The sequence below is a fragment of the Pseudomonas sp. LBUM1679 genome (genome assembly GCF_059695565.1).
Genome location: NZ_CP166774.1, coordinates 5,946,669 through 5,973,450, shown reverse-complemented (window position 1 = coordinate 5,973,450; position 26,782 = coordinate 5,946,669). Strand labels below are relative to the sequence as shown.

The following is a 26,782-nucleotide window of genomic DNA, read 5'->3' as shown; positions in this document are numbered from 1 at the left end:
GTATGTAGTCCGCAACTTACAGTCACTGTTTTACATTCTGATTTTTTGTATCTTTTTCCTTCGGGTTGTAAGGTGGTTTTACTACGTGCTCATCGGAAGTTGCCTGCTTACTTTCCGGAACGGGAAGGCGAAGATGCACCGGCGTTGGAAGTTCAAACAAACGACCCGTTATCGGGAAGCGACTTTTTAACTTTCAATGAACCGATTCCATCTAGAAAACAGGTATTTAAAATGTTCAAGAAATTCGTAATCGCAGCTCCGCTGGCTCTTCTGGCGCTGGGTTCCACCGGTGCATTTGCCGCAGGTGAAGCTGCTCACGCCATCAGCATCGTTGCCCACGTGCCGACCGACGGTTTCTACGTAGTGCCTACCAATCCTGATCTGGTTAACAAGGATCAGGATATGAGCTTCAAGCCAGAAACCGGCAAAATGGGAGAGGTCAACGGCTTCTTCGATAACCCAGGTCACGCACGATCCGGTTGTAAAACGCCGTACTCATTTCTTCACCACTGAACACTTCTGTTTCTGAGGCATTGAGTGCGCGGGCCAGAGCTTCCATTTTTTTCTGCAGGTCCTTTATCTGCGTCACGTCCTGGTTACTGGCCCACTGGTTTTGCGTCTCGCGGAGTTCTTCGAGCTGCCCCTGTTTCATCTCGAAAAGGCGATCGTTTTCATCGAATTGCTCGGGCCGGGTTTTGCGTAAATGTTGCTCCCAAAACGGATTCTCAAATGAAGCGATCATCCCGTTGACCAGTCCGTCACCTTGCTCACGCTGGATGATGGTGTCGTAGGCAATGTCGATCCTGGCCTTATCAACGCCGGATCTCGTTTCATACAGCATGCCCTCGGACCGCCACGGCAAGTCCAGTCGTTTCGCCAGACCTGTTTCGTACGCCAGATGCACTTCGACATCATCCGGCGCAAGGTTTTTTCGAGGGTCGATCAGGTGCTTCTGCTGTTGACTGCTGATCTCGGCTCTTGCGACATCGCCCACGAGTTCCAGGCGAGAATTACTGCGAGCCAGACTGACCAGTCTGGCTTCAAGCGCAGCAGCGGATGCCGATTCTCTGTACGCCAGGGATACCAGAACTTTTATCCCCATGTGGTTGAACAGTTGCGATCCGGCGTCCGCGCAGGTCTCGGGTTGCTTGGCCTGTTTAAACAGTTCTTCGCGTAATTCCGTATCCAGCGCGGCGGATTCGATCATCTGCCAGACCCGGTTGGTCAGTTGTTTGCGCGATTCAACATGACTGTAGTCCTTGGTAAATTTTTGCCGGCTGATGACCCTGAAAAACCCGTCGGAACCAGGCTCTGCCTCCAGATCGTGCCAATGCTGTTCCTGGCCCATTGTGTAATTTACCGAGCGACTGAACACCGACGAGTCTTCGTCTTGCAGTGGCCAGTGCCTTAATTCGTCTGCCGCGGCCGGTGAGTAAATTTGCATTCGGGCAAAGCCCATGGTCTCGCGGTAGTCTCCCAGTCGGACTCGGTCGATCTCGGAAAGCCCGGCGGTGTTGAAACGTGTGCTTGCCACGATAAACACGTGATCGGCTTCAGTAACTGCCGGGAGGGTGTTTATGGGGCAATCGCGCATATCGAGATAAAAGTTGCGTGGACGGTTGTTGCCAGTGCGGTCCTGGAAAATGCCTGTCGGCCATTCCTTAATGCCGGTATTGGCCACGCGCAGCACTTTCAAACGGGGCAAATCCGCGACATCCGGCGACTGGCCTAACGGGTTGCCGTCCAGCCTCAGGGTTTCCAACTGGTTAAGGCCCTTCCACGGTTCGGCAGCGTCAGCGCTCAGGCGAATATTGCAATCTGTCAGGCTCAAGGATTCGAGCGCGTGCATGTTGGCGATAGAGGGTGGCACCTCGGTCAGCTCGCTGTTGAGGATTCGCAATGAACGAAGATTGGGGAAATCGCTCAGCAAGCCTTGAGCGTTGGGCGAAAAGCGCGCGTTATCCATGGTCAGTACGGTGACCTGATCAAGGTACGTGTTGATGTTCGGGAGCTCACGAAGACTGTTCCACCAGCGATCGAGGTGCGGTCCCATGAAGTCGCTAGACAAATTCAGCGTATAGCCACTTTCGGGATGATTACTGGGTCGCTCGTATGCCACGCGTCGGCGTTCAAAACAGTGAAGGAGCCGCTCCTTGATAAAATGGCCGCCGTTGCGCAGGAAGTCACGCAGATTGTTGTTAGAACCCACTACGTCCGAATCCACGAAGGGCTGTTGGGCTTCCTCCCAGCTGTTGAGTGCAGTGCGAAAGTCATCACGTTCATTTTCCAGCCGTGCCAGGTCCTGCTCGGGATTACCCAAGGCTTCGATGAATCGACCCACTTCCAATTCGCTGAACTCCGGATACAGCTCTTTGACCCTTTGTTCCGGGGTTTTCTCGCCAAAGAACCAGGACCACCCACGCACCAGTTTCTCGGTTTCAATACTGGCGACCGGGCGAATCGGCGGTTCTGCCATCACCGTTCGGCGATCGGCAGCGGACGCGGATTTTTCCATGATCCATAGTTTGACCAGGCGGCCCTGTCCTCGCTGATAACCCAATGCCTCACGCTTGTCTTCTGGCAGGGCGCGCAAGATCGCTTCGTAGAAGTCGCCGGCTTCGTGGAGTGTCTTGTTGTCCTGGTCGAGCACCTCGTACTGGCCATGTTCATCCCTGACCAGCCGTCGAACCGTCGCGGCGTCATCCGGCCCGGCGCTGCAACGCAGTGTGCCGTCGTGGGTGCCGTCCCGCACCTCGATGCGCAAATCGGCGAAGCTGTCGGTGTGGAATTTGAGCGTATTAAGCGCCAGTCGCTCGGTGTCCGGCACCACCCGCTCGTCCTGATAAAAACCGTCGTAGGCGCGAGCGTTATCGGCTTCGAAATTGAATTCCCGGGCCTGGGTCTTGACGCGTAGCGGCAGGCGATTTTCATCGGTCATTCGCTGCCGCTCGGCTGCCGTGGCGTCTTTCAAAACGGTGTCAGTGAGAGAGAGCGGCATGTCCGGGAACGTGTCCCTGATCACGCGCACTTGTGCATTGTCTGACCTTTCTCCTGCCTGGTACACGCGGCTGGCTAACTCGCCTTTGCGGGCATCGACGGCGTCCGCCAGTTGGTTACGCAAGGCCTGAGTGCGTTCGGCGCTCGGAACGTCGCGACCGAGCAGGGCCGTGACCTCGGTCTCATTCAGAAAGCCGACGACGCGTTCGGGCAGCTTGCCGGCCGTGAGATCGGCGAGACTGATGCTCAAGGTATCGCCGTCCGCCGCGTTGGTGTTGCCATAGGTGCGCGAACTGCCGGTCAAGTCAGCGCCTTCAAACACCGTCAGCGCCCTCTCGGGAGGCCATCCTGGCAGTCCGGTCACCATCGGCTCGAACCAGACCGAGGACGGATCAATCGGGCGTCCGTTACGGATGTTCGCACTCTCTATCCCTACCTCGTCATGCGCGCTGAAACGCTTGATGGTGTCGGCGAGCACCGGTGGCGTCGGGTTGTTTTCGACATGCATGCGCCGTAGCGCAGTGTCATCGGTGCCGCTGCTGATGCGGATCTGCTCCCGCTCGGTGGGTGAAAAGCGGTCAACGCGGTGGCCGAGGCGGCGCATCAATGTTTCACCTTCCCAGTTTGCCGGAGTCTCCGCCTCATGCACCCAGGCGCCATGGCCGTTGTGCTCCAGCTTGGGCTTGTAGGCATTGGGGCGAGAGGGATGTTTGATCCGGTGCGTGCGGGAGGTTGGCTCTGGCGAGGCTTTCTCGACGAGGTAGAGCTTGTCTTCCAGCGGCAGGATGTCCTGGTTGGCGTGGCGATGCAGGCCGTGTTCGTCGGGGGTCGAGTCGGGCGACAGGGTCAGGTCTTTTTGTTCATAAGGGGCGAGGTCCGGGTGCCATAGCGTTTGCTTGCCATCGGGCAACTTGACGGGTTTCATGCCCTCGACCAAGGCCGACAGTTTGAGCTTGAACGCATTGCCTATTTCAGCACCCGCACCGAACGCCGCCAGTTGAATGACATCCGTCACCACGCCGACCACATGTTCGGCGGCTTCAAGGCCGAGGCCTTCGGCCAGATCGACGAGGCCTTCAATGACATCATGGGTCAGTTGATAAACGGTATAGGCCATCATCAATTCGCCTAACCCCGGCACGAACGGCGTGGCGATCAACAGGGCGACGTTGAAAATGTCCGAGACGATTTTCTTGAAGTTGTCCCACCAGGCCCAGCGCGCCTTGGAATCCGTGTCGGCGGTGGACACGGCGATGTCACGCGCGTCGTTGAGCACCTTGTTGAGCTTTTGCCGGTACGCGTAGGTCCAGTAGTCCCCGGAAAGGGGCAGGTGCCGGAACTGCAGGTGAGGGGGAGACACGGGATCCTCGCGCCACGTTGCCGTTTGATCCGTCGGATCACTGTGCTCATGCCACTTGACGGTAACCAGACGTTGATCGAGATCAGCGAAGAAATGCCCGATTTGCTGCTGATCGACGAACTGGCTGAAGAATTGTCGATAGGTCTGCTTCGACGAGGCGTCGGTCTTGTTTTCGCGCAATTGGCGCGCCAGCTCGGTCATGAACGCGGCGGGCGATTCGTATTCCTTGAGCGGATGTTCCGGGTCATGGGGGACATACGCAATCAGCCGGCCAATGGCGCGGCTGTCGATGGCAGGCACCAACAAGACAATACCGGTCAGACGGGTCTCCATCATCGAGAGGTCGCAGCAGCGCATTTGTCTGCCATCGAGTTGCGGTAGCGGTTCGTCCTTGGCCAGGCTCAGGATCAGCTTGTAGGCATCGTACTGGATATCCCCGGTCGTCAACGCCAACTGCGCGGCGACGCTGAGTGCGTCTTTCAGGCTTTCGGTCACCTTGAGTTTCATGACGGCTTCGGCCACGGGTTCGCCGGTCAGCAGATAGCTTTCCAGGTGCTTCTTGTATTGCGCGCCGATGTCCAGCTCCCGGCACAGTGCCTGGAACTGGCTGATGGTCATTTTGTCCTTGAGCGCAATGACATCAAAGTGCTCGCGTTCGTCGGGTTTGGTGATGTATTGCGAGTCGGCAAGGACAGTTTCGGACTCGGCGAAGTTGTGCAGCGCCGCATCCAGCAGGGAGACGGTTCGGGTAGTGGCACCGCCCGACACGTCAATCGTATACCAGGGCAAATCCTTGGGCAGGTACAGGCGCAGGTACGTCTTGCTGACGTCATGCTCGATTGCGTAGCGTTCCTTGAGCTTCGCCTGGAGCAGGGGCTTGGCAAACGAACGAGCGTCCTGCAGATTCTTGAACAGTTTGTCGACCTGGTTTTGCGAGCCCCAGGCCGTGAGGTTGGCGGCTTTGAGCTTGGTGTGCAGGGAGGCGGGCGCGGTGGTGTACCACGGCTGCATCTTCAATGGCGTGCCCGCCAGGGCCAGTCCCCGGCTGAGGGTCGCGGTTTTGAAGTGGTCGCTGGTGGTGTTCTTGATGAACGCATAGTGCCGGCCTGTATCGGTGGTTTGGGCAGGCGTGGTGGAGTCGGTCATGGCAATCATCCTTGATTGTGTTCAGGGATGATCAGCCTATCGGACGAGGCTCAAAAAAAAAGTCTGAATATCTGCGTTCAATCGGCGTTTTTTGCGGGCAAACCGTTGAATATTCGAATCTGAAAAATAATTAATTACCGCCTGCCGCACGGAAAACTCAGGGTTGCGATTTCGGGGTGGCCGCCGCCAGGGACGAACCTTCCACCGGGTGGCATTGTGAAGCGCTGCCTGGTTGCAAATACGGCGTCAGAATGGGCGCCATGCCCTTGAGCACCTGCACCGGCAACGCCGAGGTGAACTTGAAGGCTTCGGCCGTGCGCCCGGGCACGAACGCGGTCATGGTGCCGAAGTGGGTATCGCCGATGAAGAACACGAAGGTCGCGGTACGGTTGATCGATTTCGAGCTGAGTATCCGCCCGCCGGAGCCGATGGCTTCGATGCGGTTGTCGCCGGTACCGGTCTTGCCGCCCATGGCCAAGGGTTTGCCATCGGGGGTGATGAAGCTGCCGGAGACACGCTTGGCCGTGCCGGCATCTACCACCTGCGACAAGGCTTCGCGCATGGCCGTGGCCACCTCGGACGGCATGACCCGTTTGCCAGCATCCGGATTACTGATCAGTCGGGTTTCATACGGGGTGTCTGCCGCGAAGTGCAGGCTGTCGATGCGCAGTGTCGGCATCCGCACCCCGTCGTTGAGAATGGTGCCGATCAGTTCGGCCAACGCCGCCGGGCGATCGCCCGAGCTGCCGATGGCGGTGGCCAGTGACGGCACCAGGTGATCGAAGGGGTAGCCGACTTTCTGCCAGCGCTGGTGAATGTCGAGGAACGCCTCGATCTCCAGCATGGTGCGGATGCGACTGTCGCGGGCGCCCTTGTGCCGGCTTTTGAACAGCCAGCTGTAGACCTCCTGGCGTTCGAACTGGCTGGCTTTGACGATCTGGCTGAACTTGGCATCGGGGTTGTTCAACAGATAGCCGATCAGCCACAAGTCCAGCGGGTGCACCTTGGCAATGAAGCCCTGGTCGGGCAGGTCATAAGAGCCGGGTCCGTAACTCAGGTACAGCCGCTCAAGACGTTCGTCGGTGAGTTTTTCGGTGAGCTTGGCGCCTTTGAGGTGCAAGCGCACGAAGCTGTTGAAGCTTTCCTGATTGGCCTGGGGGAATAGATAACGATGCACGGCGGCCATGCGAATCGGGGTCGGGCGCATGCCGTCGAGGAACGTCTCGAGCCGCGCCCGGGTGTCCTTGTTCTTGTACTTCTTCCAGAATTTGAGCAGGAACGAGGTGCCCTCACGGTCGGCGAACGAGGCCAGGTATTCCTGACGCCGCGGGTCGCTGTCGTCCTTGAGCAGTTCGGCACTGTTGTTGGGACCTGAATAAGTGGTGTAGCGCACCAGATCACGCATCAGCCGAATGAACGGCAGGTTGATCGACTCCCGCAGGGCATCGCGCAGCGTCGGGAGGCGGCCGTTGTCTTCCTTGCGAAAGTTGACGAAGGTGTGCAGCCCGCCACCGGTGAAAAAAGCTTCCCCCGGGCTGGCGGAGTATTTGCGGTCCAGCGCGGCGCCCAGCATGGCCGACAGGTTGCGGTCTTTATTCTGGATCAGGTAGTCGACCGCCCAGCGGCTCAGGCGGTCCTGGTCCGGGACGTCGACTTTCTTCAGTTCCGGGATGGTCATCGTTGCGTATTTATCGTGCAGCTCGGCGATGATCTGCAGGTAGGTGGTGAGCACACGCATTTTTGCCGTAGAGCCCAATTCCAGTTTGCTGCCTTCGTTGATGTCGAACGGCTGGTCGGTGCTGTCGGTCTGCACTCGCACCCGTGAGCCGTCTGGCGTCAGTTCAAACAGGGTGAAGCTGTAGCGCACCTGCGTGGTGCTGGTGGGGGTCAGCAGGCGTTCACCGATCAAGCCGATCTGTGCCGCGAAGGCCGGGTCGGCCAGGTGCTTGAGGTACTCGGTGGCTTGGGCCTGCAGCTCGCCTTGCAAGGTACTGGTCGCCGAGAGATCGAGGCGATCGAGGTCGTACAGCGGGCGATTGAGCAACCCGCCGAGACGACTGCGCGCCACGCTGATGCCCTTGTTGGTTTCGATCGGCTGGATAGTGGGCTGGGTCTGCCAATCGCGGTAGGTCACCTTGCTGGCCAATGCCGCTGTCGCGAGGGGCGCATCGATCACGCCATTCTGGGCCAGCAGGCGAATGTGGCTGTCGGTCAGGTCGGCCAGTTCTTCATGGCCCTTGGTCAAATAATAGGAAGGGCGGCGCTGGGCAATCATCAGCGACAGCATTTCCCGCAGGGCCAGGCCTTTTTCCGCCATGCTTTGCGGATCTGTCGCGGCGCTGGTCAGCCGTTCGTTGGCCTCATTGAAGTCGGCGCCATACCAGACGCGTAAACCTTCGGCCATGCCATGCACTTCACCGTGACCCGGTACGGCTGACAGGGGCACGCTGTTGAGGTAATCGCGAATCACATTCTGTCGGGCCACGAGCGTATCCGGTCCGGCCTGATAGGCGCGCACGCTGGCGGAAATCATCTGGCGAATTTTTTCCGCGCCCGAGACGGTCAAGCCATCGGGCGAGTGCCGGTATTTCTCAAGCTGCGTCGCCAGGGTACTGCCCCCCGCCGACTGGCCCGGCAGGTGCAGCAATTTAGCGACCTGGGACCATGCCGCCATGCCGAACCGAGGCCAATCCACGGCGGGGTTGGCCTGGGGCTGGCGAGGATCGAGCAGGAAGCGGTTTTCAATGAACAGCAGACTGCTGACCACCACCGGCGGGATCGCCTGAAAGCTTGAGTAAAGTTGTTGCGGGTATTTGTACTGGTAAAGCGGTGCTGCACGGCAATCGGTGATCGACAATCCCGCCTGGATTTTCTCTGGATAGGGTACGAAAAAGCCCTTGTGGCTGTAGTTCATCAGCGCCTCGGAAAAACGGGTTTGCGAGGCAATGACGTAGTCACGCTTGAGCAGCCGTGGCAGGAACTCATCCAGAGCGCTGTAGCCCAGACGCAGATCGAAAGGCCCGGCGCCGGGGTAGTGAATGGCGTCGCTGGGGCCGGGTTGCAGGTCATATTTCAGGGACGAGGCAAATTTGCTGACTTCCCTGGATTGAAACTTCGAGGTGCGCATTTCCTTGGCAGCCGCCAGCCCCACGACGATCGCGATAATCAGCAGCAACAACCAGAACGCTCCCCAGCCGTGCCGGGAACGACCAGGTTTCTCAGGTAAAGGCGCTTCATCCACTCGTTCAGTCGGAACCACAGTTTTACTCGAATCGGTTTCCCATAACGCGCCCATAGTCGACTGATCCATTCCCGCAGATTGATCGGACTTGTTTGAAGCTTAGACGGTGGTTGGCGTTGGTGGAAAAATTGTGGACACCCAAATGTCATGGATCCATTTTTACTGGTGGCGAGGGAGCTTGCTCCCGCTGGGCTGCGCAGCAGCCCCAATTGTGTTATCGAAAATTTGGCTGAAAAACGGATCTCTGATTTGCGACTGCTGCGCAGTCGAGCGGGAGCAAGCTCCCTCGCCACAGGGGGTTCAACAGCCTGTAAGTGTTGTTCTAGACGTCTTAAAGGGGAAATACTGTCTGGATTTTGCCATGACGATGCACCATTATCGTGCGATACTCCTCGCCGTTTTTACAGCGATTAATCCTACACAAGCCAGGTAATATTCCTCCGCAAACCGCCATTTTCCCGAGAGTTCTCGCTGAATGTTGTGGTTTATAGAGTGAAAACCCCTGCGCGAAGCTTTTTATACTGCACGCCCCGCGGATCTTGCAGGTGTTGTCCTGCAAGACGGTTCTGCCCACGAAGCAGGTCCGGTTTCAAGCAAGCAATGGCTTATCGGTCAGCGCTTCGAAATTCGGTGGTCATATCCAATAACAAGACGAGGTTGTACCCCTATGCCAGTCGGCAATCACCTGCCCCACGGCGAGACCGCTCAGGGCGGCCCGCTTAAACGCGAACTCGGCGAACGGCATATTCGCTTGATGGCGCTCGGTGCCTGTATCGGCGTCGGCCTGTTCCTCGGTTCGGCCAAGGCCATCGAAATGGCCGGCCCGGCCATCATGCTGTCCTACATCATCGGCGGTCTGGCGATCCTGGTGATCATGCGCGCCCTCGGCGAGATGGCCGTACACAACCCGGTCGCCGGCTCCTTCAGCCGTTATGCCCAAGACTACCTCGGTCCCTTGGCGGGCTTCCTCACCGGCTGGAACTACTGGTTCCTGTGGCTGGTGACCTGCGTTGCGGAAATCACTGCGGTGGCGGTGTACATGGGCGTCTGGTTCCCCGACGTGCCACGCTGGATCTGGGCACTCGCGGCGTTGATCAGCATGGGCTCGATCAATCTGATCGCGGTGAAGGCTTTCGGTGAATTCGAGTTCTGGTTCGCCCTGATCAAGATCGTCACCATCATTGCGATGGTGGTGGGCGGTATCGGCGTGATTGCATTCGGCTTCGGCAACGACGGCGTCGCACTGGGGATTTCCAATCTGTGGGCCCATGGCGGCTTCATGCCCAACGGCGTGCAAGGCGTGTTGATGTCCCTGCAAATGGTGATGTTCGCCTACCTCGGCGTCGAGATGATCGGCCTGACTGCCGGGGAAGCGAAGAACCCGCAGAAGACCATTCCCAGCGCGATCGGCTCGGTGTTCTGGCGGATTCTGCTGTTCTACGTCGGCGCGTTGTTCGTGATCCTGTCGATCTACCCGTGGAACGAAATCGGCACCCAGGGCAGCCCGTTCGTGATGACCTTCGAGCGTCTGGGCATCAAAACCGCCGCCGGCATCATCAATTTCGTGGTGATCACTGCCGCACTGTCGTCCTGCAACGGCGGCATCTTCAGTACCGGGCGCATGCTCTACAGCCTGGCGCAGAACGGCCAGGCCCCCGCCGGTTTTGCCACGACCTCCAGCAACGGCGTGCCGCGTCGGGCGCTGCTGCTGTCGATCGGTGCCTTGTTGCTGGGCGTGCTGCTCAACTACCTGGTGCCGGAGAAGGTCTTCGTCTGGGTCACCGCGATTGCCACCTTCGGCGCGATCTGGACCTGGGTGATGATCCTGCTGGCCCAGCTCAAGTTCCGCAAAGGCCTGAGCGCCAGCGAACGTGCCGGCCTGAAATACAAAATGTGGCTGTTCCCGGTCAGCTCGTACCTGGCGCTGGCGTTCCTGGTGCTGGTGGTGGGGCTGATGGCCTACTTCCCGGACACCCGCGTGGCACTCTATGTGGGACCTGCGTTCCTGGTGTTGCTGACGGTATTGTTCTACGTGTTCAAGCTGCAACCGACCAATGTGTCGCAAGGTGCGGTGCGTTCGGCTTCCTGAGTCGTAATGCATGAAATGCAAAAGCCCCGGTCGAGAGATCGGGGCTTTTGCATTCCAGGAGGGGGCTTTTGATTTTCAGCGTTCAGCTTCAGTGCAAGGAACCGCTGGTCCGAAAGAACGTCGGGCCTGTGATTTCTGACAGTAGACAGGTTCAAAGCTTTATGACGTGAAACGGAGGGGCACCATGAGGCTCTTATGGAAAGGATTTTCCAGTTACACAGTGATCGGGGTCGCCAACACGCTGATCCACTGGCAAATCTTCTTCCTGCTGAGTGTGGCGGCCGACGTCAGTCAGGCCCTGAGCAACCTGGCAGCCTTCTGCGTTGCCGCCTCTTTCTCCTTTTACATGAACGCGCTGTACACCTTCGATGCCAAGGCCTCGTTCGGCGGTTATCTTCTATTCTTGGGAGCCATGGGGGCCCTGAGCCTGGGCGTCGGCCATGCCGGTGACGTGTGGCGGTTTCATGGTCTGCTGACAGTGGCCCTGTTTTCAGCCTTGAGCCTGGTGCTGGGTTTTCTGTTTTCGAAATACGTGGTGTTTCGCGAGCGTGAGCAATGAAAATCTCGTTGATCGTCCCGGTATTCAATGAGGAACAGGCGATCGACCTGTTTTATCAAGCTGTGCGGCGTGAGTTGCAACTTGAACAGGTCGAGTTCGAGATCGTGTTCATCAATGATGGCAGTTCCGACCGCACGGCTGAGCAGATCAAGGCGCTGGCGCTGACCGATGAACAGGTATTGCTGATCAACTTCTCGCGTAATTTCGGCAAGGAGCCAGCGCTGTTCGCCGGCCTGGAATATGCCAGCGGCGATGCGGTGATCCCGATGGATGTCGACCTGCAGGATCCGATCAGCGTCATCCCGCGGTTGATTGAACAATGGCAGAAGGGCGCCGATGTGGTGCTCGCCAAACGCCGCGATCGCACCGCCGACGGCGTCCTGAAACGCCTCAGCGCGGCGCTGTTCTACCAGGTGCTCAACCGTATCGCTTATACCCGGATCGAAGAAAACGTCGGTGATTTCCGACTCATGGACCGCAAGGTGGTCGATGTGATTCGCGCACTGCCGGAACATCAGTTGTTCATGAAGGGCGTGCTGTCGTGGGCCGGGTTCACCACGGTGGTCGTGGAGTACGAGCGCGCCGGGCGAGTGGCGGGGAGCAGCAAGTTCAATGGCTGGAAACTGTGGAACCTGGCGCTGGAAGGCGTGACCTCCTTCAGCACGGTGCCCTTGCGTTTGTGGACCTACATCGGTGGCGGCATTTCGATCTTCGCGGTGCTGTACGCGGTCTACATGGTGCTGGACAAGATTTTCTTCGGCAACAGCGTCCCCGGTTACCCGTCGTTGATGACCGCGATCCTGTTTCTCGGCGGCGTACAGCTGATCGGCATCGGCATCCTCGGCGAGTACGTGGGCCGCATCTACATCGAGGCCAAGCATCGGCCGCGCTATGTGGTCAAGGACATCGTCGGTGGCAAAGACCGGCTCGGGCTTTAGCATGGGCCGGTTCAAGCGACTGGTCAGCGAAGAACTTGGAGGCCGTCAGGTCTGGCTGTTTTTTCTGTTCGCAATCCTGGTGTACGTCCTGCCGCTGATCCTCGCCGACTATCCGTATATCGACGATAACTGGCGTTCGCTCTCGGCGGGCATGGCCTGGTTGGAGCAGGGGCGATTGTTTACCGAGCTGTTTTACAACCTGCTGACGTTCAGCGGCAGCGCGCCGAACCTGTTTCCGTTGCCGCTGTTGATTGCCACGCTGGCCATGGGCGCGGCGCTGACCCGCCTGACCTTTCATTACTACCCGCAGCCGACGCTTGCCTGCTGCCTGGTGGTGTTGCCGCTCTGGTACAACCCCTTCTTCCTGCAAAACCTGTCCTATCAATACGACGGCCCCGCCATGACCTTGAGCCTGGTGGCGGTGATCTACGCGATCACCTTTCGACACCCCTCGCGCATTGTGCAGTGGCTGGTGCCGTCCTTCCTGGTTGCGCTGGCGCTGGGGCTGTACCAGGTGAGCTTCAATGTGTTTGTAGGGTTGTGTTGCCTCGAGGCACTCAAAGGCGCCAATGACAGACTGGCCTGGCCGCAGTGGTGCGGTCTGCTTGGCTGGAAAATAGCTCAGGCGATCCTTGGCTGCCTGATTTACGGCGTCAGTGCTTATCCGTTCACCCAACACAATCGCACGTCGCTGCTGAATTGGTCGGCGGAGCCGCTGCTGCAACTGCACATCAACATCGGCCGGGTGCTGGAAAAAGTCATGCTGCTGTTTCACGGCGGATTGACCTGGGTGTCCGCCGGGTTGTTGCTGTGTGCCGTGGCCGGCGCGATTCGGCTGGGGCTCAAGGTCGCGACGCGTCAGGACAGCCCGGGGAAGAACCTGCTGGTCGGCCTGGTCTGTGTGCTGACGGTGCCGGTGGTGATGCTGCTGGTGTCGGGGATGGCGCTGTTTTTTCGCGATTTCAACGAAGGGGCGAGGACGCTGATGGGCTTCGCGGTCCTGTTGCTGTTGTTGTTCTATTTGGGCCACCTGGGGTTGGTACACATCCATGAGCGGATGCCGCTGCTGCTGGTGATTCCCCTGTTGGCGATGCTGTCGTTGTCGTATGCCTATGGCCGGGTGCTGACGGTGCAGAAAGTCTTCGCTGCCAGCGCGGCATCCAGCTTGGCGTACGATATTGCATCCCGTCGAGAACTGCGCGAGGCCAAGCGCATCTACCTGTCGGTGACCTATTCCGCTCACTGGCTGGTGGGGGCTGCGGGCTCGTTCAAGCAGATGCCGGTGTTGCACTACCTGCTGAACATCGACTTTTTGGTGTTGGCCGAAAGCCTGCCGAAACTGGGCATCACCAACGTGGTGTCCGAGCGGGATCGACGCAACGCAACCCGGGTGGGGTATCAGGGTTACACACCGTTGCTGGAGAACCAGTACTACCGGATTTATCTGCTGGGCGACTACGGGTTTATCGTCATGAAAGAGCCCGTCCCGATCAAGGTGCTGCACTGGTGAAGCACAAGGGTCAGTGGCTCGCAACTCGATCGCCCGATCAGCGTTGACCTGAAACGCTTGCCTACCTGTCATTTGTGACAGTAGACCGGCATTCGCGCCGGTTTTACCCTTAGTTCCTGCAAGCCAGACCGGGAAGCGGCATGAAGGACTTATGGAAAGGATTCTCCAGCTACACCCTTGTACTGCTTCGTGAGCGCGAAGCATGAAGGTTTCGTTGATCGTTCCAGTCTTCAATGAAGAGAAGGCCATCGGGGTGTTCTATCAGGCCGTGCGCCAGGACCCGGACTTGCGCGGGTATCAGGTTGAAATCGTGTTCATCGACGATGGCAGCACGGATGGAACATCCGACTTGGTCCGTGCGATCGCCTTGGCCGACAGCGACGTGATATTGATCAATTTCTCGCGCAACTTTGGCAAGGAGCCGGCGTTGTTCGCGGGTCTGGAATACGCCAGTGGCGATGTGATTATCCCCATGGATGTGGATCTTCAAGATCCGATCGACGTTATTCCCCGACTCATCGCAGAATGGAAAAACGGCGCTGAAGTGGTGTTGGCCAAACGCCGCAGTCGTGATTGCGACAGTTATATCAAACGCCATGGCGCGGCGATGTTCTATCACTTGCTCAAACGGATTTCTTTCACGCCCATCGAAGAAAACGTCGGTGACTTTCGATTGATGGACCACAAGGTGGTAGATGTCATCAAGACACTACCCGAACAGCAGCTATTCATGAAAGGTGTGTTGGCTTGGGCCGGTTTTCGCACGGTGGTCATTGAGTACGACCGAGTATCGCGAGCGCAGGGCAAGAGCAAGTTCAACGGCTGGAAGCTGTGGAACCTGGCGCTGGAAGGCATTACCTCGTTCAGTACGGTGCCGTTGCGGTTATGGAGTTACGTTGGAAGCGCCATTTCGCTGCTGGCGCTGGCCTGTGCGGCTTATATGCTGCTGGACAAATTTCTGTATGGGAACGAAGTGCCCGGTTTTCCCTCGCTGATCACGGCGATACTGTTTCTGGGAGGGGTGCAACTGATCGGGATCGGCGTCATGGGGGAATACATCGGAAGGATTTACATGGAAACCAAGCACCGGCCCAGGTATGTGGTCAGAAGTGTCGTGAAGGGTGATGCCCCAAGGAGTGAACCCACTCAGCTGAAAAGGATTATCTAGCCTGGGAGCGACTTTTCCCGGCCGGTGCCGCCACAGTGATTTCGGTCGTTCGCAAAATGTCTGTCCACCGAAGATCCCCGTAGGAGCTGGCTTGCCAGCGAAGAGGCCCTCAAGATTTGCGCCGTTCTTGAGGATGTCTTCGCTGCGGTGCGGCGATCCGACAAGCCAGCTCCTACAGGGGGGAGCGTGTTTCAGGCAGCCGGTTTTGTTTGGTATATGGGTAACTCGACCCTGAACGTGGTCCCTGCGCCAACCTCACTGCGCACCGAAATCTCCCCCCGGTGCTTCTTCACGATGCCATACGACAGCGACAAGCCCAGCCCCGTCCCCTGGCCCACCGGCTTGGTGGTGAAGAACGGGTCGAAGATTTTCTGCAGGCTCTGCGGCGCGATGCCGGAGCCGGTGTCTTGCACCTCGATCCACACCTTTTCAGCTTCATGCCCGGTGCGCAGGGTGAGGGTGCCGCGTTCCGGGCCGATGGCCTGAGAGGCGTTGACGATCAGGTTCATGATCACCTGGTTGATCTGCGAAGGCAGGCACTCGATGTCAGGCAGCTCCTGATACTCCTTGATCACATCGGCCTTGTACTTGAGTTCATTGGCGACGATGTTCAGCGTCGACTCGATGCCCTGTTGCAGGTTGACCCACTGCCATTCCTGATTGGCGTCCACGCGGGAGAAATCCTTGAGGTCCTTGACGATCTGACTGACCCGGTTGATCCCGTCCTTGGACTCCTTGATCAATAGCGGAATGTCATCGCGCAGGAACTCCAGTTCGACCTGTTCGCGCAGCTGTTGCAAGCGCTCGATAAGCTCGCTGGAGCCGATGGCCTCTTCGGCATCCCGATAGGCGTCGAGCATTTCCTGCAACTGCTTGAAGTAGCCATCGAGGGTGCCAAGGTTGGAAGAAATGAAGCCGATGGGATTGTTGATTTCATGGGCGACGCCCGCCGCGAGTTGCCCCAGCGAGGCGAGTTTTTCCGATTGCACCAGTTGCGATTCAAGCTGTTTGCGTTCATCGATTTCCCGCTGCAGCTCAACGCTGGTTTCCGTGAGCTGCCGGGTTCGGCGTTTGACCATCCGCCCCAAGTGGTCGACCTGCATGCTGGCCCGTTCGGTCATGTCCCATTTGGTCAGCAGGGTGTTGGCCATCTGCTGCACTTCAATATTGTCGAACGGTTTTTTCAGAATCAGCAAGCGGTCGTGGGCGTGCAAGCGATCGAGCAACTCATCCCAGGAATAGTCGGAATAGGCGGTGCAGACCACCACCTGCAGGCGCGGGTCCTGCTGCCACAGGTATTCAATGGTCTGCGCACCATCCCAGCCCTCGGGCATGCGCATGTCGACAAAGGCCAGGGCGTAAGGACGGTTCTCCTGCAGCGCCCATTTGAGCTTTCCGAGCCCCTCCTGCCCGCCGTACGCCGAGTCCAGCTCGAACAGGGCGCCGGCGGTTTTGACTTCACTGCCGAACAGCGCCGCTTCCATTTCGTCCAGTTCGACGGTCGGCGCCGGTGTTGGCATGAGTATCTTGCGAAAATCCACATGAATGGACGGTGTATCGTCGATCAGCAGAATACGCCGGTTCGAACGCTCGCTCATGCATACTCCGGAACGATTTTAAGCGGGATCTGCAAGGTGAACAGCGCGCCTTTGCCCGGGCCGTCACTATGGGCGGTGAGGTGGCCGTTCATCTCGATGGCAGCCAGGGCACAGCTGTGCAGGCCGAAACCATGGCCTTCCTTGCGGGTGGTGAAACCGTGGGCAAAGATGCGCGTCATGTTCTCCTCGGCGATGCCTTCGCCGTCATCCTTGACGCTGACTTGCAGGATCGAATCCTCGACTATTTTTACCCCAAGGGTCATTTGCCGCGGGCGATTGCCCAGATCGGACATGGCGTACTTGGCATTGCTGATCAGGTTGATCAGGATCAGCAGCAGCCGGTGCTTGTCGCCCATGACCTGCGGCACCTCGCTGTACTCCTTGATCACCTTGACGTGATGCCGGGTCAAGGCGCCTGCATTCATGCGCAGGGCGTCTTCGAGCAATTCGCTGATGTGTAGCGGTTCCATCAGGTTGTTGGCGCCGGCATAGGATTGCTGGGTGGCGACGATGTCCTTGATGTGATCGACACTTTTGCTCAGCTGCGCCAGTTCCTCGGTCATGCCTTGTTGTTCCAGGGCAATCGCGTCCACCAGTTGATTGAGATAGCCGGGCAGCAATTTACCTTTCTCGTCCTGGGTGAGAAAGGTACCGAGGTCGCCTGGATGCCCGTTGATCAGCTGCATGGCCTTGCCCAGGCCCTGGGCCTTGCTGGCGCGCAGTTTGCGCAAGACCAGGTCGGCGGAAATGTTCACGCTGTTGAGTACGTTGCCGACGTTGTGCAACACGTTGGTGGCTATTTCGGCCATGCCGGCCTGGCGCGCAGTGTCGAGCAGTTCGCTTTGGGTGTCCTTGAGCTCGCGGGTGCGTTCTTCCACCCGCAGTTCAAGATCGTCGTTGGCCGATTGCAGGGCTTTGTTGACGCGCTGGATCACCGTGAAACTGCGCATCAGCTGAATCGCCAGGTACACCAGCAACAGCACCAGCAGGACTGAAAACACCAGCATGTAGAAGTGATAGCGCTGGTCGACCGAATCGGCCCGCAACTGATCCGTGTTCAGCAGGCTGGTGATGTCGTCCAGGCGTTCGGCCACGGGGATGGCTTCAATGTCTTGTAGCAATCGATTGACCACCGGTTGCTCGCGCAGGATCAGTGAAATGTGGCTGCTCAAAATATCGATCGGACTGTGGAACTGCTCAGGCAGACGCTCTTTGTTGACCGCCAGTTTGCTCAGCCCGAGCAGGATGTCGGCCGCCTTGTCGTTGGAGGTGAGCTGGGCGAACTCCAGGCTGCTGAGCAGCAAGTCGTAGGTGTCGGTAGCGATGTTCTGCAGTTGCAGTTTGTCGCCGTCCCCCAACTGCGCCAGCTGTTGCTGAATGTCGTCCTCGGCAGTGGGCAGGAACGCCAGCGAGTTGCGCAGCACCGCATTGTGCGACTTGAACTGCTCCACCAGCCGGGTCTTTTCCTGGAGGGTTTTCTGGTAAGCGTCATGGCTGGCGCGCCAGGTCGGCGAGTCGTTGCGGCCGTGGCTGGACGCCATCGTATCGAACCGTTGCCACAGGTCTGTCATCTCGGTCAGCGGTGCGACCAGCGGGTCGTAGTTGTGGCTGATGGCGATCCTGGCCTTGAGAATCTCGGTTTCCCACTGGGCATTCAACTGTTTGATCCGCCCGATCAGGTCCCGGGACTCGGCGTAGGTCGTGGTCTGGTTCGAGTTGGATTTGAGGTACAGGAACATCAGCGTAGAGGCCAGCATCAGGGCGACGATGCCCAACAGCGCCAGGTTGCGGCGGCGAGAGATCCTCATAAGGGTTTGCCTTCCCATTCACCGGTCAGGGTCTTGAGGAATTTGATGATCAGGTTTTTGTCCTCGGCGGAAGGAACGCGCCCGAGCTGGAACTTGAACATCACGTCTACCGCGTCTTCGAGGGTGCTGGCCGAGCCATCGTGAAAGTACGGCGCGGTCACGGCGACGTTGCGCAGGCTGGGTACCTTGAACACATTGCGATCCTCTTCGTCCCGGGTCACCAGATAACGGCCCAGGTCGGATTCCACAGGCTGGCCCCGAACCTGAAAGTAATCGCCCATCACCCCGAACTTCTGGAACATGTTGCCGCCGATGTTCACCCCTTGATGACAGGCGATGCAGCCGTATTCCTTGAAGCGCTGGTAACCGTATTTCTCCTCCCGGGTAAGCATGTCGGTATCACCCAGCAGGTATTGGTCCAAGCGTGAGTTTTTGCTGAGCAGCGTGCGTTCGTAGGTGGCCAGGGCGTTTTGCACATTGCTCATGGTCACGCCGTCCGGGTAGGCGTTGGCAAATGAGGCCTGATAAGCCGAATCGGCGGACAGCGTCTGCACGACGTGCTCCCAGTTGCTGCCCATTTCGCTGGGGCTCTGCACCACTTCGTGGATCTGGGCTTCAAGGGTGTCGGCCCGACCGTTCCAGAATTGCCGAAAATTCAGGCTGGCGTTGAACACGCTGGGGGTGTTGAGCGCCACCGGAAGACCGGCGAAACCGATGGAAAATGCCTGGTTGTCGGCACCGCCGTTTTCCAGCTGGTGGCAGCTTGAACAGGATAACGAGCCGTTGACCGACAGGCGTGGTTCGTTGAACAACTGGCGACCGAGTTCGACCCGCAGTGGATCCTGCCTGGGCACTGCCGGCAATGGTTTGAGCGGTTCATCCAAAGGGGCGGCGCCGGCGCTCAGACAGAGCCCGAACAACGGCACCAGAAGCAGGTGGTGAAAGAAGGGCGACATCTGATGATTCCTTGGCCTGAGGCCTGAGTGTCTTTGCGCATCGTTCACGTGGCGACGGAGGAAGAGGGCTGCACCGATCGCAGGTACCGGACGAATGCCTCCGGCTCCACGGCTTTGCTGAAGTAGTAGCCCTGGCCTTCCTCGCATTGATGGGCCTTGAGGAAATCCAGCTGTTGAAGGGTTTCCACCCCTTCGGCAATGATGGTCAGCTTGAGGCTGCGGCCCAGGCTGATGATGGCGCTGACCAGCGCGGCGTCATTGCTGTCGCTGCCCAAGCTGCGAATGAACGACTGGTCGATTTTCAGCACGTCGACGGGAAAGCGTCGCAAGTAACTCAGGCTGGAATAACCGGTACCGAAGTCATCGATGGCCAGTCGCACCCCCAATGCCTTGATCCGGTTCAGGGCGGTGACGGTGGCATCGATGTTTTGCATCAACACACCTTCGGTGATTTCCAGTTCGAGCAAGGCCGGCTCCAGACCGGTGTCTTTGAGTACCTGTTCGATGCCGTCGACAAAGTCCCGTTGGCGAAAATCGATGGCCGATACATTGACCGACATGCAGATCTTCGGCAGCCCGGCCGCCTGCCACAAGCAGGCTTGTCGACAGGCCTGGGCCAGCACCCATTTGCTTAACGGGACGATCAGGCCGCTGTCTTCGGCCACGCCGATAAAATCTGTCGGGTAGACGCAGCCATGCCCCGGTTTATGCCAGCGGATCAAGGCCTCGGCACCGACTACCTGACCGCTGGCCAGGTCCAGTTTGGGTTGGTAATGCAGGACAAATTCGTTGCGCTCCAGCGCCAGGCGAATGCCGGTCTCGATGCTTTGCTGATCCCGGGCGCGCTGGTTCATTTCGTCGATGAAAAAGCTGAAATCGTTCGGGCCGCTTTCCTTGACGTTGCGCATCGCGGTTTCGGCTTTCTTGATCAGCGAGATGGCATCGAAGCCGTCGTCGGGATAAACGCTGATGCCCAGGCTGGCGGTGACGCTCAGGTCGTGGCCGGCGATGTGCTGGGGCGCACGGATAGCCTTGAGGAGTTTTTCGGCGATGCCCGTGGTCTGCTGGGGGTGGCGGATGTCGGCGAGGATCACCACGAATTCGTCCGAACCGTAGCGAAACACCGAGTCGGACTCACGCACCGAGGCCACCAGATTGCGCCCGACCTGCTTGAGCATCTGGTCACCGGCCGGATGGCCCAGTGCGTTGTTGATGCGTTTGAAGCGGTCGAGCCCCAGAAACATCACCGCCAGCTGCTTGTCATGGCGCCGGGACAGCGCCAGTGACTGGTTCAAGCGGTCACCGAGCAACGTACTGTTGGGCAGCTCGGTCAGGACGTCGTACTGCAACAGATGCGAGACCTTGAGCAGTTCGAGGACCCGGGCCTCGATGGTCTGCTCCAGGCTCAGGACTTTCATGGCCGCGTCCTGAGCCATCTGCCACTTCCAGGTCAGGGCACTGGCCATCTGCCGGATTTCCAGGCTGTCGAAAGGTTTTTTCAGCACCAGTAGCTGGTCGCCGAATTCCAGCCGCTCCGCCATGTCTTCCCAGCTGTAATCGGAATAGGCGGTGCACAAGGCAATTTGCAGGTGCGGGTCGGCCTTCCACAGCTGTTCGATGGTCTCCAGGCCATCCCAGCCCGGTGGCATGCGCATGTCGATGAAGGCCATGGCATAAGGTCGACCTTCGGCCAGTGCGCACTGGACCCGTTCGAGGGCTTGCGAACCCTGGTAGGCCGAGTCGAGCTGAAACGACAGTCGATCTTGCTGCACGGTGCCGAACAGGGCTTCTTCGGTGCCGGCCAGGGTTTGTTCATTTTCGCTTTGCGTGCCCAGGATCTTGCGAAAATCCTCATGGATCGAGGGCGTATCGTCGATGATCAGAATGCGCCGGTTGGTTCGCACGAAAGGGGTTTTCATCCTTTGTCCCCGGTGGCGCGTCGCGGGTTGTCGTGCATCGGCCCCAGGTCGTGGCTCGCGGGCGCGATACTGCCGGCCTTCAGCAGCTCGGCGGCCTGCTGGCTGCTGACGGCTTCGCTGAAGTAATCGCCCTGGGCGTTCATCGGCGAGCCGGTGGCCATCAGCGAGTTGCGCTGCTCCTGGGTTTCGACGCCCTCGGCAATGATGCCGATCCCTACCTCCCGGGCGAAGTTGATGATGGCGCGCAAGGTGTTCGCGCTGGCCGGGTCGCGGGCCGCGGTGTCGATGAAGGCCTGGGCGAGTTTCAGGTGATTGACCTGGTAGGTCTTGAGGTAGTCGAAGGAGGAATATTCGGTGCCGAAGTCGTCGATGGCGATCTTCACCCCCAGCTCACGCAGGCGTGGCAACACATCGTTGTGGGTCCATTTGGTCTGGGCCAGCGTCGCTTCGGTGACATCGAAGCGCAAGTCCCAGGGGCACAGTTCCCAGCGCGCGGTGGTGCGCAGCACGTCGTAGATCAGTTCGGGACCACTCTTGAGCTGGGCCAGGGACAGCTTGATTGCGATCACCGGAGGTGCCATGCCGTCGTCGCGCCACTGGCGCATTTGCCGGCACGCACGATCCAGCACCCAGTGACCGAGGGCGACGATGGTGCCGGTCTTTTCCGCTGCGGGCAGAAATGCCGACGCTTCCAGCAGCCCACGTTTCGGGTGGTTCCAGCGGACCTGTGCTTCCATGCCGAGGATCTTGCCGCTGCTCAGGTCCACTTCCGGCCAGTAATGCAGTTCCAGTTCCTCGTGTTCGATGGCTGCTCTCAAGTCGCTGGCGATGGCCATGCGCTCGACCACCTCCTGATTGATCTCCTCGGAATGGAAGTGGTACTGGTTGCGCCCCTTTTCCTTGGAGCGATACAGCGCCATGTCGGCCTGGGTCAGCAGGCCGTCGGCGCTGGTGCTGGCCGGGCTGTAGCTGCTGATGCCGATGCTGACCGAGACCCGCACATCGTTGCCGGCCAGGGAGTAGGGCAACACCAGCGCATCCCGGACCTTGGCGGCCAGCCCTGCGGATTGGGTCGGGTCACTGACCTCCAGTTGCAAGATCGCGAACTCGTCACCACCCAGGCGTGCGACCACATCGTTTTCCCGCACACAGGCCTTGATCCGGCGGGCAACCTCTTGCAGCAGCAGGTCGCCCATCGGGTGACCCAGGGAGTCGTTGATGCGTTTGAAGTGATCCAGGTCCAGGTAAAACATGGCGAAGGTGGCGGCGCCCCGTCGCGCGGCAGCGAACGCCTGGTGCAGCCGCTCGATCAGCGTCGCGCGGTTGGCCAGCCCGGTCAGCCCGTCGGTGCGGGCCAGCAGGGCGATTTTCTCCTCGGCCAGTTTGCGCTCGGTGATGTCGATGATGATGCCTTCGACTTCCAGCAAGCGGCCCTCATTGTCGCGCACCGGGATGTAGCGGTTTTCCACCCAGCGCCAGGCGCCTTTGCCGGTGCGCATCCTGAACTCGATGGAGGCGCCCGCCGCATGGCGGTCGAGCACCCGGGCCATGGCAGTGTCGACTTTCGATTGATCGTCGGGATGGATCAGCTCCTGGGCCCAGTTGGCCGACGCCACAAGCGCCGCGGCAATGTGCCCGTATTTGGTGATGTTGTGGGAGATGTACATCAACGGAAACGATGGCTCGCCCCGCAACCGATACAGGATGGTCGGGCTGTTCTGCACGATGATATTGGCATCGGACAGCTCCCGGGTGCGTTCCTCGACGGCCTGCTCCAGCAGTGACATTTTCAACGCCGCGTCTTCGGTCATCTGCCATTTGGCGGTCAACGCGCTCGCCATCTGGCGGATTTCGATGGCATCGAAGGGTTTTTTCAGAATCAGCAAGCGATCGCCCAACTCCAGGCGCTCGTCGATGTCTTCCCAGGAATAGTCGGAATAGGCGGTGCAAAGCGCCACCTGCAGCTTGGGATCGACCTGCCACAGCCGTTCGATGGTCTCCAGCCCGTCCCAGCCCGGTGGCATGCGCATGTCGATGAAGGCCATGGCGTAGGGCAGGTCGTTGGCCAGCGCGGTCTCGACCTTGTCCAGTGCCTGGAGGCCCTGAAACGCCGAATCGAGCAGGAAACTTTGCAGTGAAATCGCCGCGGAGGTGCCGAACAGGGCATTTTCGGCGCTGATCAGACGGTCGTCGTCGAACGAGGCCGGACTGAGAATCTTCGCGAAGTCGGCATGAATCGAAGCAGTATCGTCGACGATCAGAATTCGCCGGTTGGTCCGCGCCAGCAATGAATTCATCGACATGCGCCGGGACCGGCAGCTTTAGGGTGGGGTGTGTCCATAGCGGGGCATCCTTTCCCTGATCACCTGGCCGAACGTACAGATATGGATCCGAGTCAGCTGAGCATAGACCTCTGTCCGGCACTTCGCGCTACTGAATCAACCGAATCATTTCCGGATCAGCTGCAAAATCATCTAGCCTGAAGCTCAGGCTCCGACAATAGGGAATGTTTGTTCGGGTCCTGACTGCAATACAGCCGTTTCACTCGAGGTGACGCCATGGAAGAGCAACTCCCCACGACATTGACCGATAAACCCAAAGTGCTGCTGGTCGATGATGAGGAGTCGATCCTCAACAGCCTGCGTCGTCTGTTGCGCGGCCAGGCCTATGACGTGCTGCTGGCCACCAGCGGTGCCCAGGCCTTGGACATCATGGCGCAACAGTCCATCGACCTGGTGATGACCGATGCGCGCATGCCCAATATGGACGGCGCCACGCTGCTGGCCCATATCCATCAGCGCTACCCCGACACCACCCGGATCATGCTGACCGGTTACGCCGATCCGTCGGTCATTATCAAAGCCATCAATGAAGGGCAGATTCATCGTTACATCAGCAAACCCTGGCACGATGAGGAGATGCTGCTGACGTTGCGACAATCCCTGGCCTACCAGCACTCCGAGCGTGAACGCTTGCGTCTGGTGCAGGAGACGCGGGATCAGAACGAGCAATTGAAGCTGCTCAATGCCACCCTGGAGAAACACGTCGCCTCCCGTACCGCCGAGCTGCAGCAGACCGCCGACATGCTCGACCTGGCCTACGAAGAACTCAAGCACAGCTACGTCACCAGCACCGAGGTGTTCTCGCTGCTGGCCAACCTGCGGTTGTCGCCGGCCAAACAGACCAACCGCCAGATCATCGAGCTGGTACGGGTCTACTGCCAACGGCATGACCTGGACGAAGGCACCCGTCGCGACCTGACCATGGCCGCTGCGCTCTACAACATTGGCAAGCTGAGCTGGACCGACAGCATGATGACCGCGCCGGCGGACCTGCTGCATCACAACGATCGGGAACGCTACCGCGGCTATCCGAAACAGAGCGAGTCGCTGTTGATGACGCTCGAGCCGATGAAGGATGCGGCGCGGCTGATTCTTCACCATCAGGAGCGCTGGGATGGCAATGGCTTTCCCGACCGGCTCAAGGGCGAGGCGATTCCGTTCGGTTCACGGCTGCTGAAACTGGCGGTGGATTTCATCGAGCTGCAGCGTGGGCTGATCCTTGAGCGGCAGATGAACAGCGATGAAGCACTGATCTATATCCGCAACTATGCCGGGCGGCTCTATGATCCCGGGATGGTGGAGGATTTCATTCAGGTGTGTGCTGCGTACCTGAGCGATGTCTCTTTGGCCGATCCTTTAGTCAAGGTGTTGACCACACGGGACGTGGCGGCGGGCATGATCCTGGCGCGCAACCTCAATGCCGACAACGGCATGTTGCTGCTCAATGCCGGCAAGGTGTTGAACGGGGCACTGGTGGAAAAGCTGATCGCTTTCGAAGCGATGGAGGGGGCGAAGTACGCCATTTTTGTGAAGATACCTGAGGATCTGAACGGCGCGATTCTCAAGGCGGACAAGGTTGCCCCAGCCCTGCATTGATCCCTGTAGGAGCTGGCTTGCCAGCGAAGGCGTCCGCAAGCCAACGCAAACCTCAAGGCCAGCGCAAGCCTCAAGGCTAATGCAATCCTCAAGGGCCTCTTCGCTGGCAAGCCAGCTCCTACAGGGGGCTGCGTTGTTCATGGGTTGCCCGGCACCCACCCTCATGTGATCCTTGCGCCTTTGCATTCAAGGCCATTATTGATCCATGACACCTGCATCCGCCGCTTCGCCCGACATCATCCGCATCGCCGCCGCCCTGTTGATCGGCCCCGACGGCCGCACCCTGCTGGTCCGCAAGCGCGGCACCGAAGCCTTCATGCAGCCGGGCGGCAAGATCGAAGCCCATGAGCGACCGGTTCACGCCCTGGCCCGAGAACTGGATGAAGAGCTGGGCCTGGTCATCGATCCGGCGCACGCCACCTACCTGGGGCAATTTTCGGCACCGGCCGCCAACGAGCCGGGTTTTGTCGTCCAGGCCGAACTCTTCAAGCTGACTATCGATTCAGACGTATCCCCGGCGGCGGAGATCGAAGAGGTGTGCTGGATCGACCCGGCCACCGACGGCGATCTCATCCTGGCGCCATTGACACGGGACCTGATCCTGCCGTTTTATCGAGCCTCGCTGACAGCGATCGCCTGAACATTCATGCCAAGGACCCGCCATGATCCCGCTTCAAGACTTGCTGATTTTCGCCGCCGCCGCGTTGCTGATGGTGCTGACACCGGGGCCGAACATGATCTACCTGATCTCCCGATCGATCTGCCAGGGGCGCAAGGCCGGAGTGACTTCGTTGCTCGGCGTGGTCGCGGGATTCTTCGTGCACCTGTTCGCGGCGGCTGCCGGTTTGACCGCGGTGTTCCTCGCGGTGCCGATGGCCTATGAAGTGCTGAAGTGGGCCGGCGCGCTGTACCTGATGTGGCTGGCCTGGCAGGCGGTCAAGCCGGGCGCGCGTTCACCCTTCGAGGCGCAGCAATTGCCGCCGGACTCGTCGCGCAGACTGGTCACCATGGGCTTTCTGACCAGCGCCCTGAATCCGAAGATCGCGGTGTTTTACCTGTCGGTGTTTCCGCAGTTCATCACGCCTGAACACGGCTCGATATTCAGTCAGAGCATCATCCTCGGCCTGACCCAGATCAGCGTCAGTTTCTGCGTCAATCTGTTGATTGCCATTTTTGCGGCGGGCATCGCGTCCTGGTTCGTCAACAACCCGACCTGGTTGGCGGTGCAGCGTTATCTCATGGGTTTTGTGTTGGCTGCGCTGGCCGTGCGGCTGATGCTCGAGCAACGCAGAGCGGCTTGACCATGTGGATTGAACGGCTGGATGCCAGTCATGCCCTGGACTATCGGGCACTGAACGATGCAGCGATCAACCTGTACAAGCGTTGCGGCTTCATCCAGTTCGGCCTCGAACCGTTGGCGGTGCGGGTGGGCGAGGAGTACTTCGACAAGCTCCATATGTGGCGCGAGATCTGAAGCCACGGCAATTTCCTTTGCTGATCACAAAAGCTGTGGCCACGGAAAATCCCTGTGGGAGCGGGCTTGCCCGCGATAGCG

15 protein-coding genes and 2 pseudogenes are annotated in these 26,782 nt (G+C 59.1%); 10 read left to right on the top strand and 7 right to left on the bottom strand.

Going from position 1 to position 26,782, the window contains the following annotated elements:
- Positions 1-231: 231 nt before the first annotated feature.
- Positions 232-456: pseudogene (locus tag ACA062_RS27185) on the top strand (CS1 type fimbrial major subunit); the annotation flags it as partial.
- Here the strand turns inward: ACA062_RS27185 and ACA062_RS27180 are convergent.
- Positions 440-5,503 carry an NEL-type E3 ubiquitin ligase domain-containing protein gene (locus ACA062_RS27180; RefSeq protein ID WP_497453798.1) on the bottom strand — a complete coding sequence of 1,688 codons (5,064 nt, stop codon included), beginning with the start codon at positions 5,501-5,503 and terminating at the stop codon, positions 440-442. The pseudogene ACA062_RS27185 and the gene ACA062_RS27180 sit on opposite strands and share 17 nt — an antisense overlap.
- Positions 5,504-5,660: 157 nt before the next feature.
- Complete coding sequence (locus ACA062_RS27175) at positions 5,661-8,798, bottom strand: transglycosylase domain-containing protein (RefSeq protein ID WP_497453797.1); 3,138 nt, start codon at positions 8,796-8,798, stop codon at positions 5,661-5,663.
- Positions 8,799-9,411: 613 nt separating this feature from the next.
- Here ACA062_RS27175 and ACA062_RS27170 point away from each other — a divergent pair.
- The 5 genes from ACA062_RS27170 to ACA062_RS27150 all read left to right on the top strand — a co-directional run bounded on the left by ACA062_RS27170 (position 9,412) and on the right by ACA062_RS27150 (position 15,008).
- Positions 9,412-10,833 (top strand): amino acid permease, encoded by a 1,422-nt coding sequence (locus ACA062_RS27170; RefSeq protein ID WP_497453796.1) that lies wholly within the window; start codon positions 9,412-9,414, stop codon positions 10,831-10,833.
- Between the two features lie 184 nt (positions 10,834-11,017).
- Positions 11,018-11,392, top strand: a complete 375-nt coding sequence (locus tag ACA062_RS27165; protein ID WP_497453795.1) for a GtrA family protein — start codon at positions 11,018-11,020, stop codon at positions 11,390-11,392.
- Complete coding sequence (locus ACA062_RS27160; RefSeq protein WP_497453794.1) at positions 11,389-12,330, top strand: glycosyltransferase family 2 protein; 942 nt, start codon at positions 11,389-11,391, stop codon at positions 12,328-12,330. The genes ACA062_RS27165 and ACA062_RS27160 overlap by 4 nt, the downstream gene beginning before the upstream one ends.
- A gap of 1 nt (position 12,331) precedes the next feature.
- On the top strand, positions 12,332-13,840 hold the full coding sequence (locus ACA062_RS27155) for a glucosyltransferase domain-containing protein (protein WP_497457503.1): 1,509 nt from the start codon (positions 12,332-12,334) through the stop codon (positions 13,838-13,840).
- Between the two features lie 202 nt (positions 13,841-14,042).
- Positions 14,043-15,008: a glycosyltransferase family 2 protein gene (locus tag ACA062_RS27150; RefSeq protein WP_497453793.1), complete on the top strand. Its 966-nt coding sequence runs from the start codon at positions 14,043-14,045 to the stop codon at positions 15,006-15,008.
- 191 nt (positions 15,009-15,199) lie between these two features.
- Here ACA062_RS27150 and ACA062_RS27145 read toward each other — a convergent pair whose 3' ends face one another.
- From ACA062_RS27145 to ACA062_RS27125, 5 genes are read right to left on the bottom strand one after another with little or no spacing between them, the layout of a single operon-like run.
- A complete protein-coding gene (locus ACA062_RS27145) occupies positions 15,200-16,606 on the bottom strand; it encodes an ATP-binding protein (protein ID WP_497453792.1) in 1,407 nt (468 codons plus the stop codon).
- Positions 16,603-18,414, bottom strand: coding sequence for a DAHL domain-containing sensor histidine kinase (locus tag ACA062_RS27140; protein WP_497453791.1), 1,812 nt, complete (start codon positions 18,412-18,414; stop codon positions 16,603-16,605). The genes ACA062_RS27145 and ACA062_RS27140 overlap by 4 nt, the downstream gene beginning before the upstream one ends.
- Entirely contained in the window at positions 18,411-19,370 is a 960-nt protein-coding gene (locus ACA062_RS27135; protein ID WP_497453790.1) for a cytochrome-c peroxidase, read from the bottom strand. Before ACA062_RS27135 ends, ACA062_RS27140 begins: the two co-directional genes overlap by 4 nt.
- A 44-nt stretch (positions 19,371-19,414) precedes the next feature.
- On the bottom strand, positions 19,415-21,289 hold the full coding sequence (locus ACA062_RS27130) for a putative bifunctional diguanylate cyclase/phosphodiesterase (RefSeq protein ID WP_497453789.1): 1,875 nt from the start codon (positions 21,287-21,289) through the stop codon (positions 19,415-19,417).
- Complete coding sequence (locus tag ACA062_RS27125) at positions 21,286-23,592, bottom strand: putative bifunctional diguanylate cyclase/phosphodiesterase (RefSeq protein WP_497453788.1); 2,307 nt, start codon at positions 23,590-23,592, stop codon at positions 21,286-21,288. The genes ACA062_RS27130 and ACA062_RS27125 overlap by 4 nt, the downstream gene beginning before the upstream one ends.
- 255 nt (positions 23,593-23,847) lie before the next feature.
- Here ACA062_RS27125 and nosR point away from each other — a divergent pair, with 255 nt between their 5' ends.
- From nosR to ACA062_RS27105, 4 genes and pseudogenes are all read left to right on the top strand, one after another.
- The gene (gene nosR / locus ACA062_RS27120; RefSeq protein ID WP_497453787.1) at positions 23,848-25,227 is read left to right on the top strand and encodes a response regulator c-di-GMP phosphodiesterase, NosR family; all 1,380 of its coding nucleotides are present in this window, start codon (positions 23,848-23,850) and stop codon (positions 25,225-25,227) included.
- 205 nt (positions 25,228-25,432) lie between these two features.
- Positions 25,433-25,867, top strand: coding sequence for an NUDIX hydrolase (locus tag ACA062_RS27115; RefSeq protein WP_497453786.1), 435 nt, complete (start codon positions 25,433-25,435; stop codon positions 25,865-25,867).
- A 22-nt stretch (positions 25,868-25,889) separates the two neighbouring features.
- Positions 25,890-26,528 carry a LysE family translocator gene (locus ACA062_RS27110; protein ID WP_497453785.1) on the top strand — a complete coding sequence of 213 codons (639 nt, stop codon included), beginning with the start codon at positions 25,890-25,892 and terminating at the stop codon, positions 26,526-26,528.
- 47 nt (positions 26,529-26,575) lie between these two features.
- Positions 26,576-26,701, top strand: a pseudogene (locus tag ACA062_RS27105) (GNAT family N-acetyltransferase); the annotation flags it as partial.
- Positions 26,702-26,782: the final 81 nt, after the last annotated feature.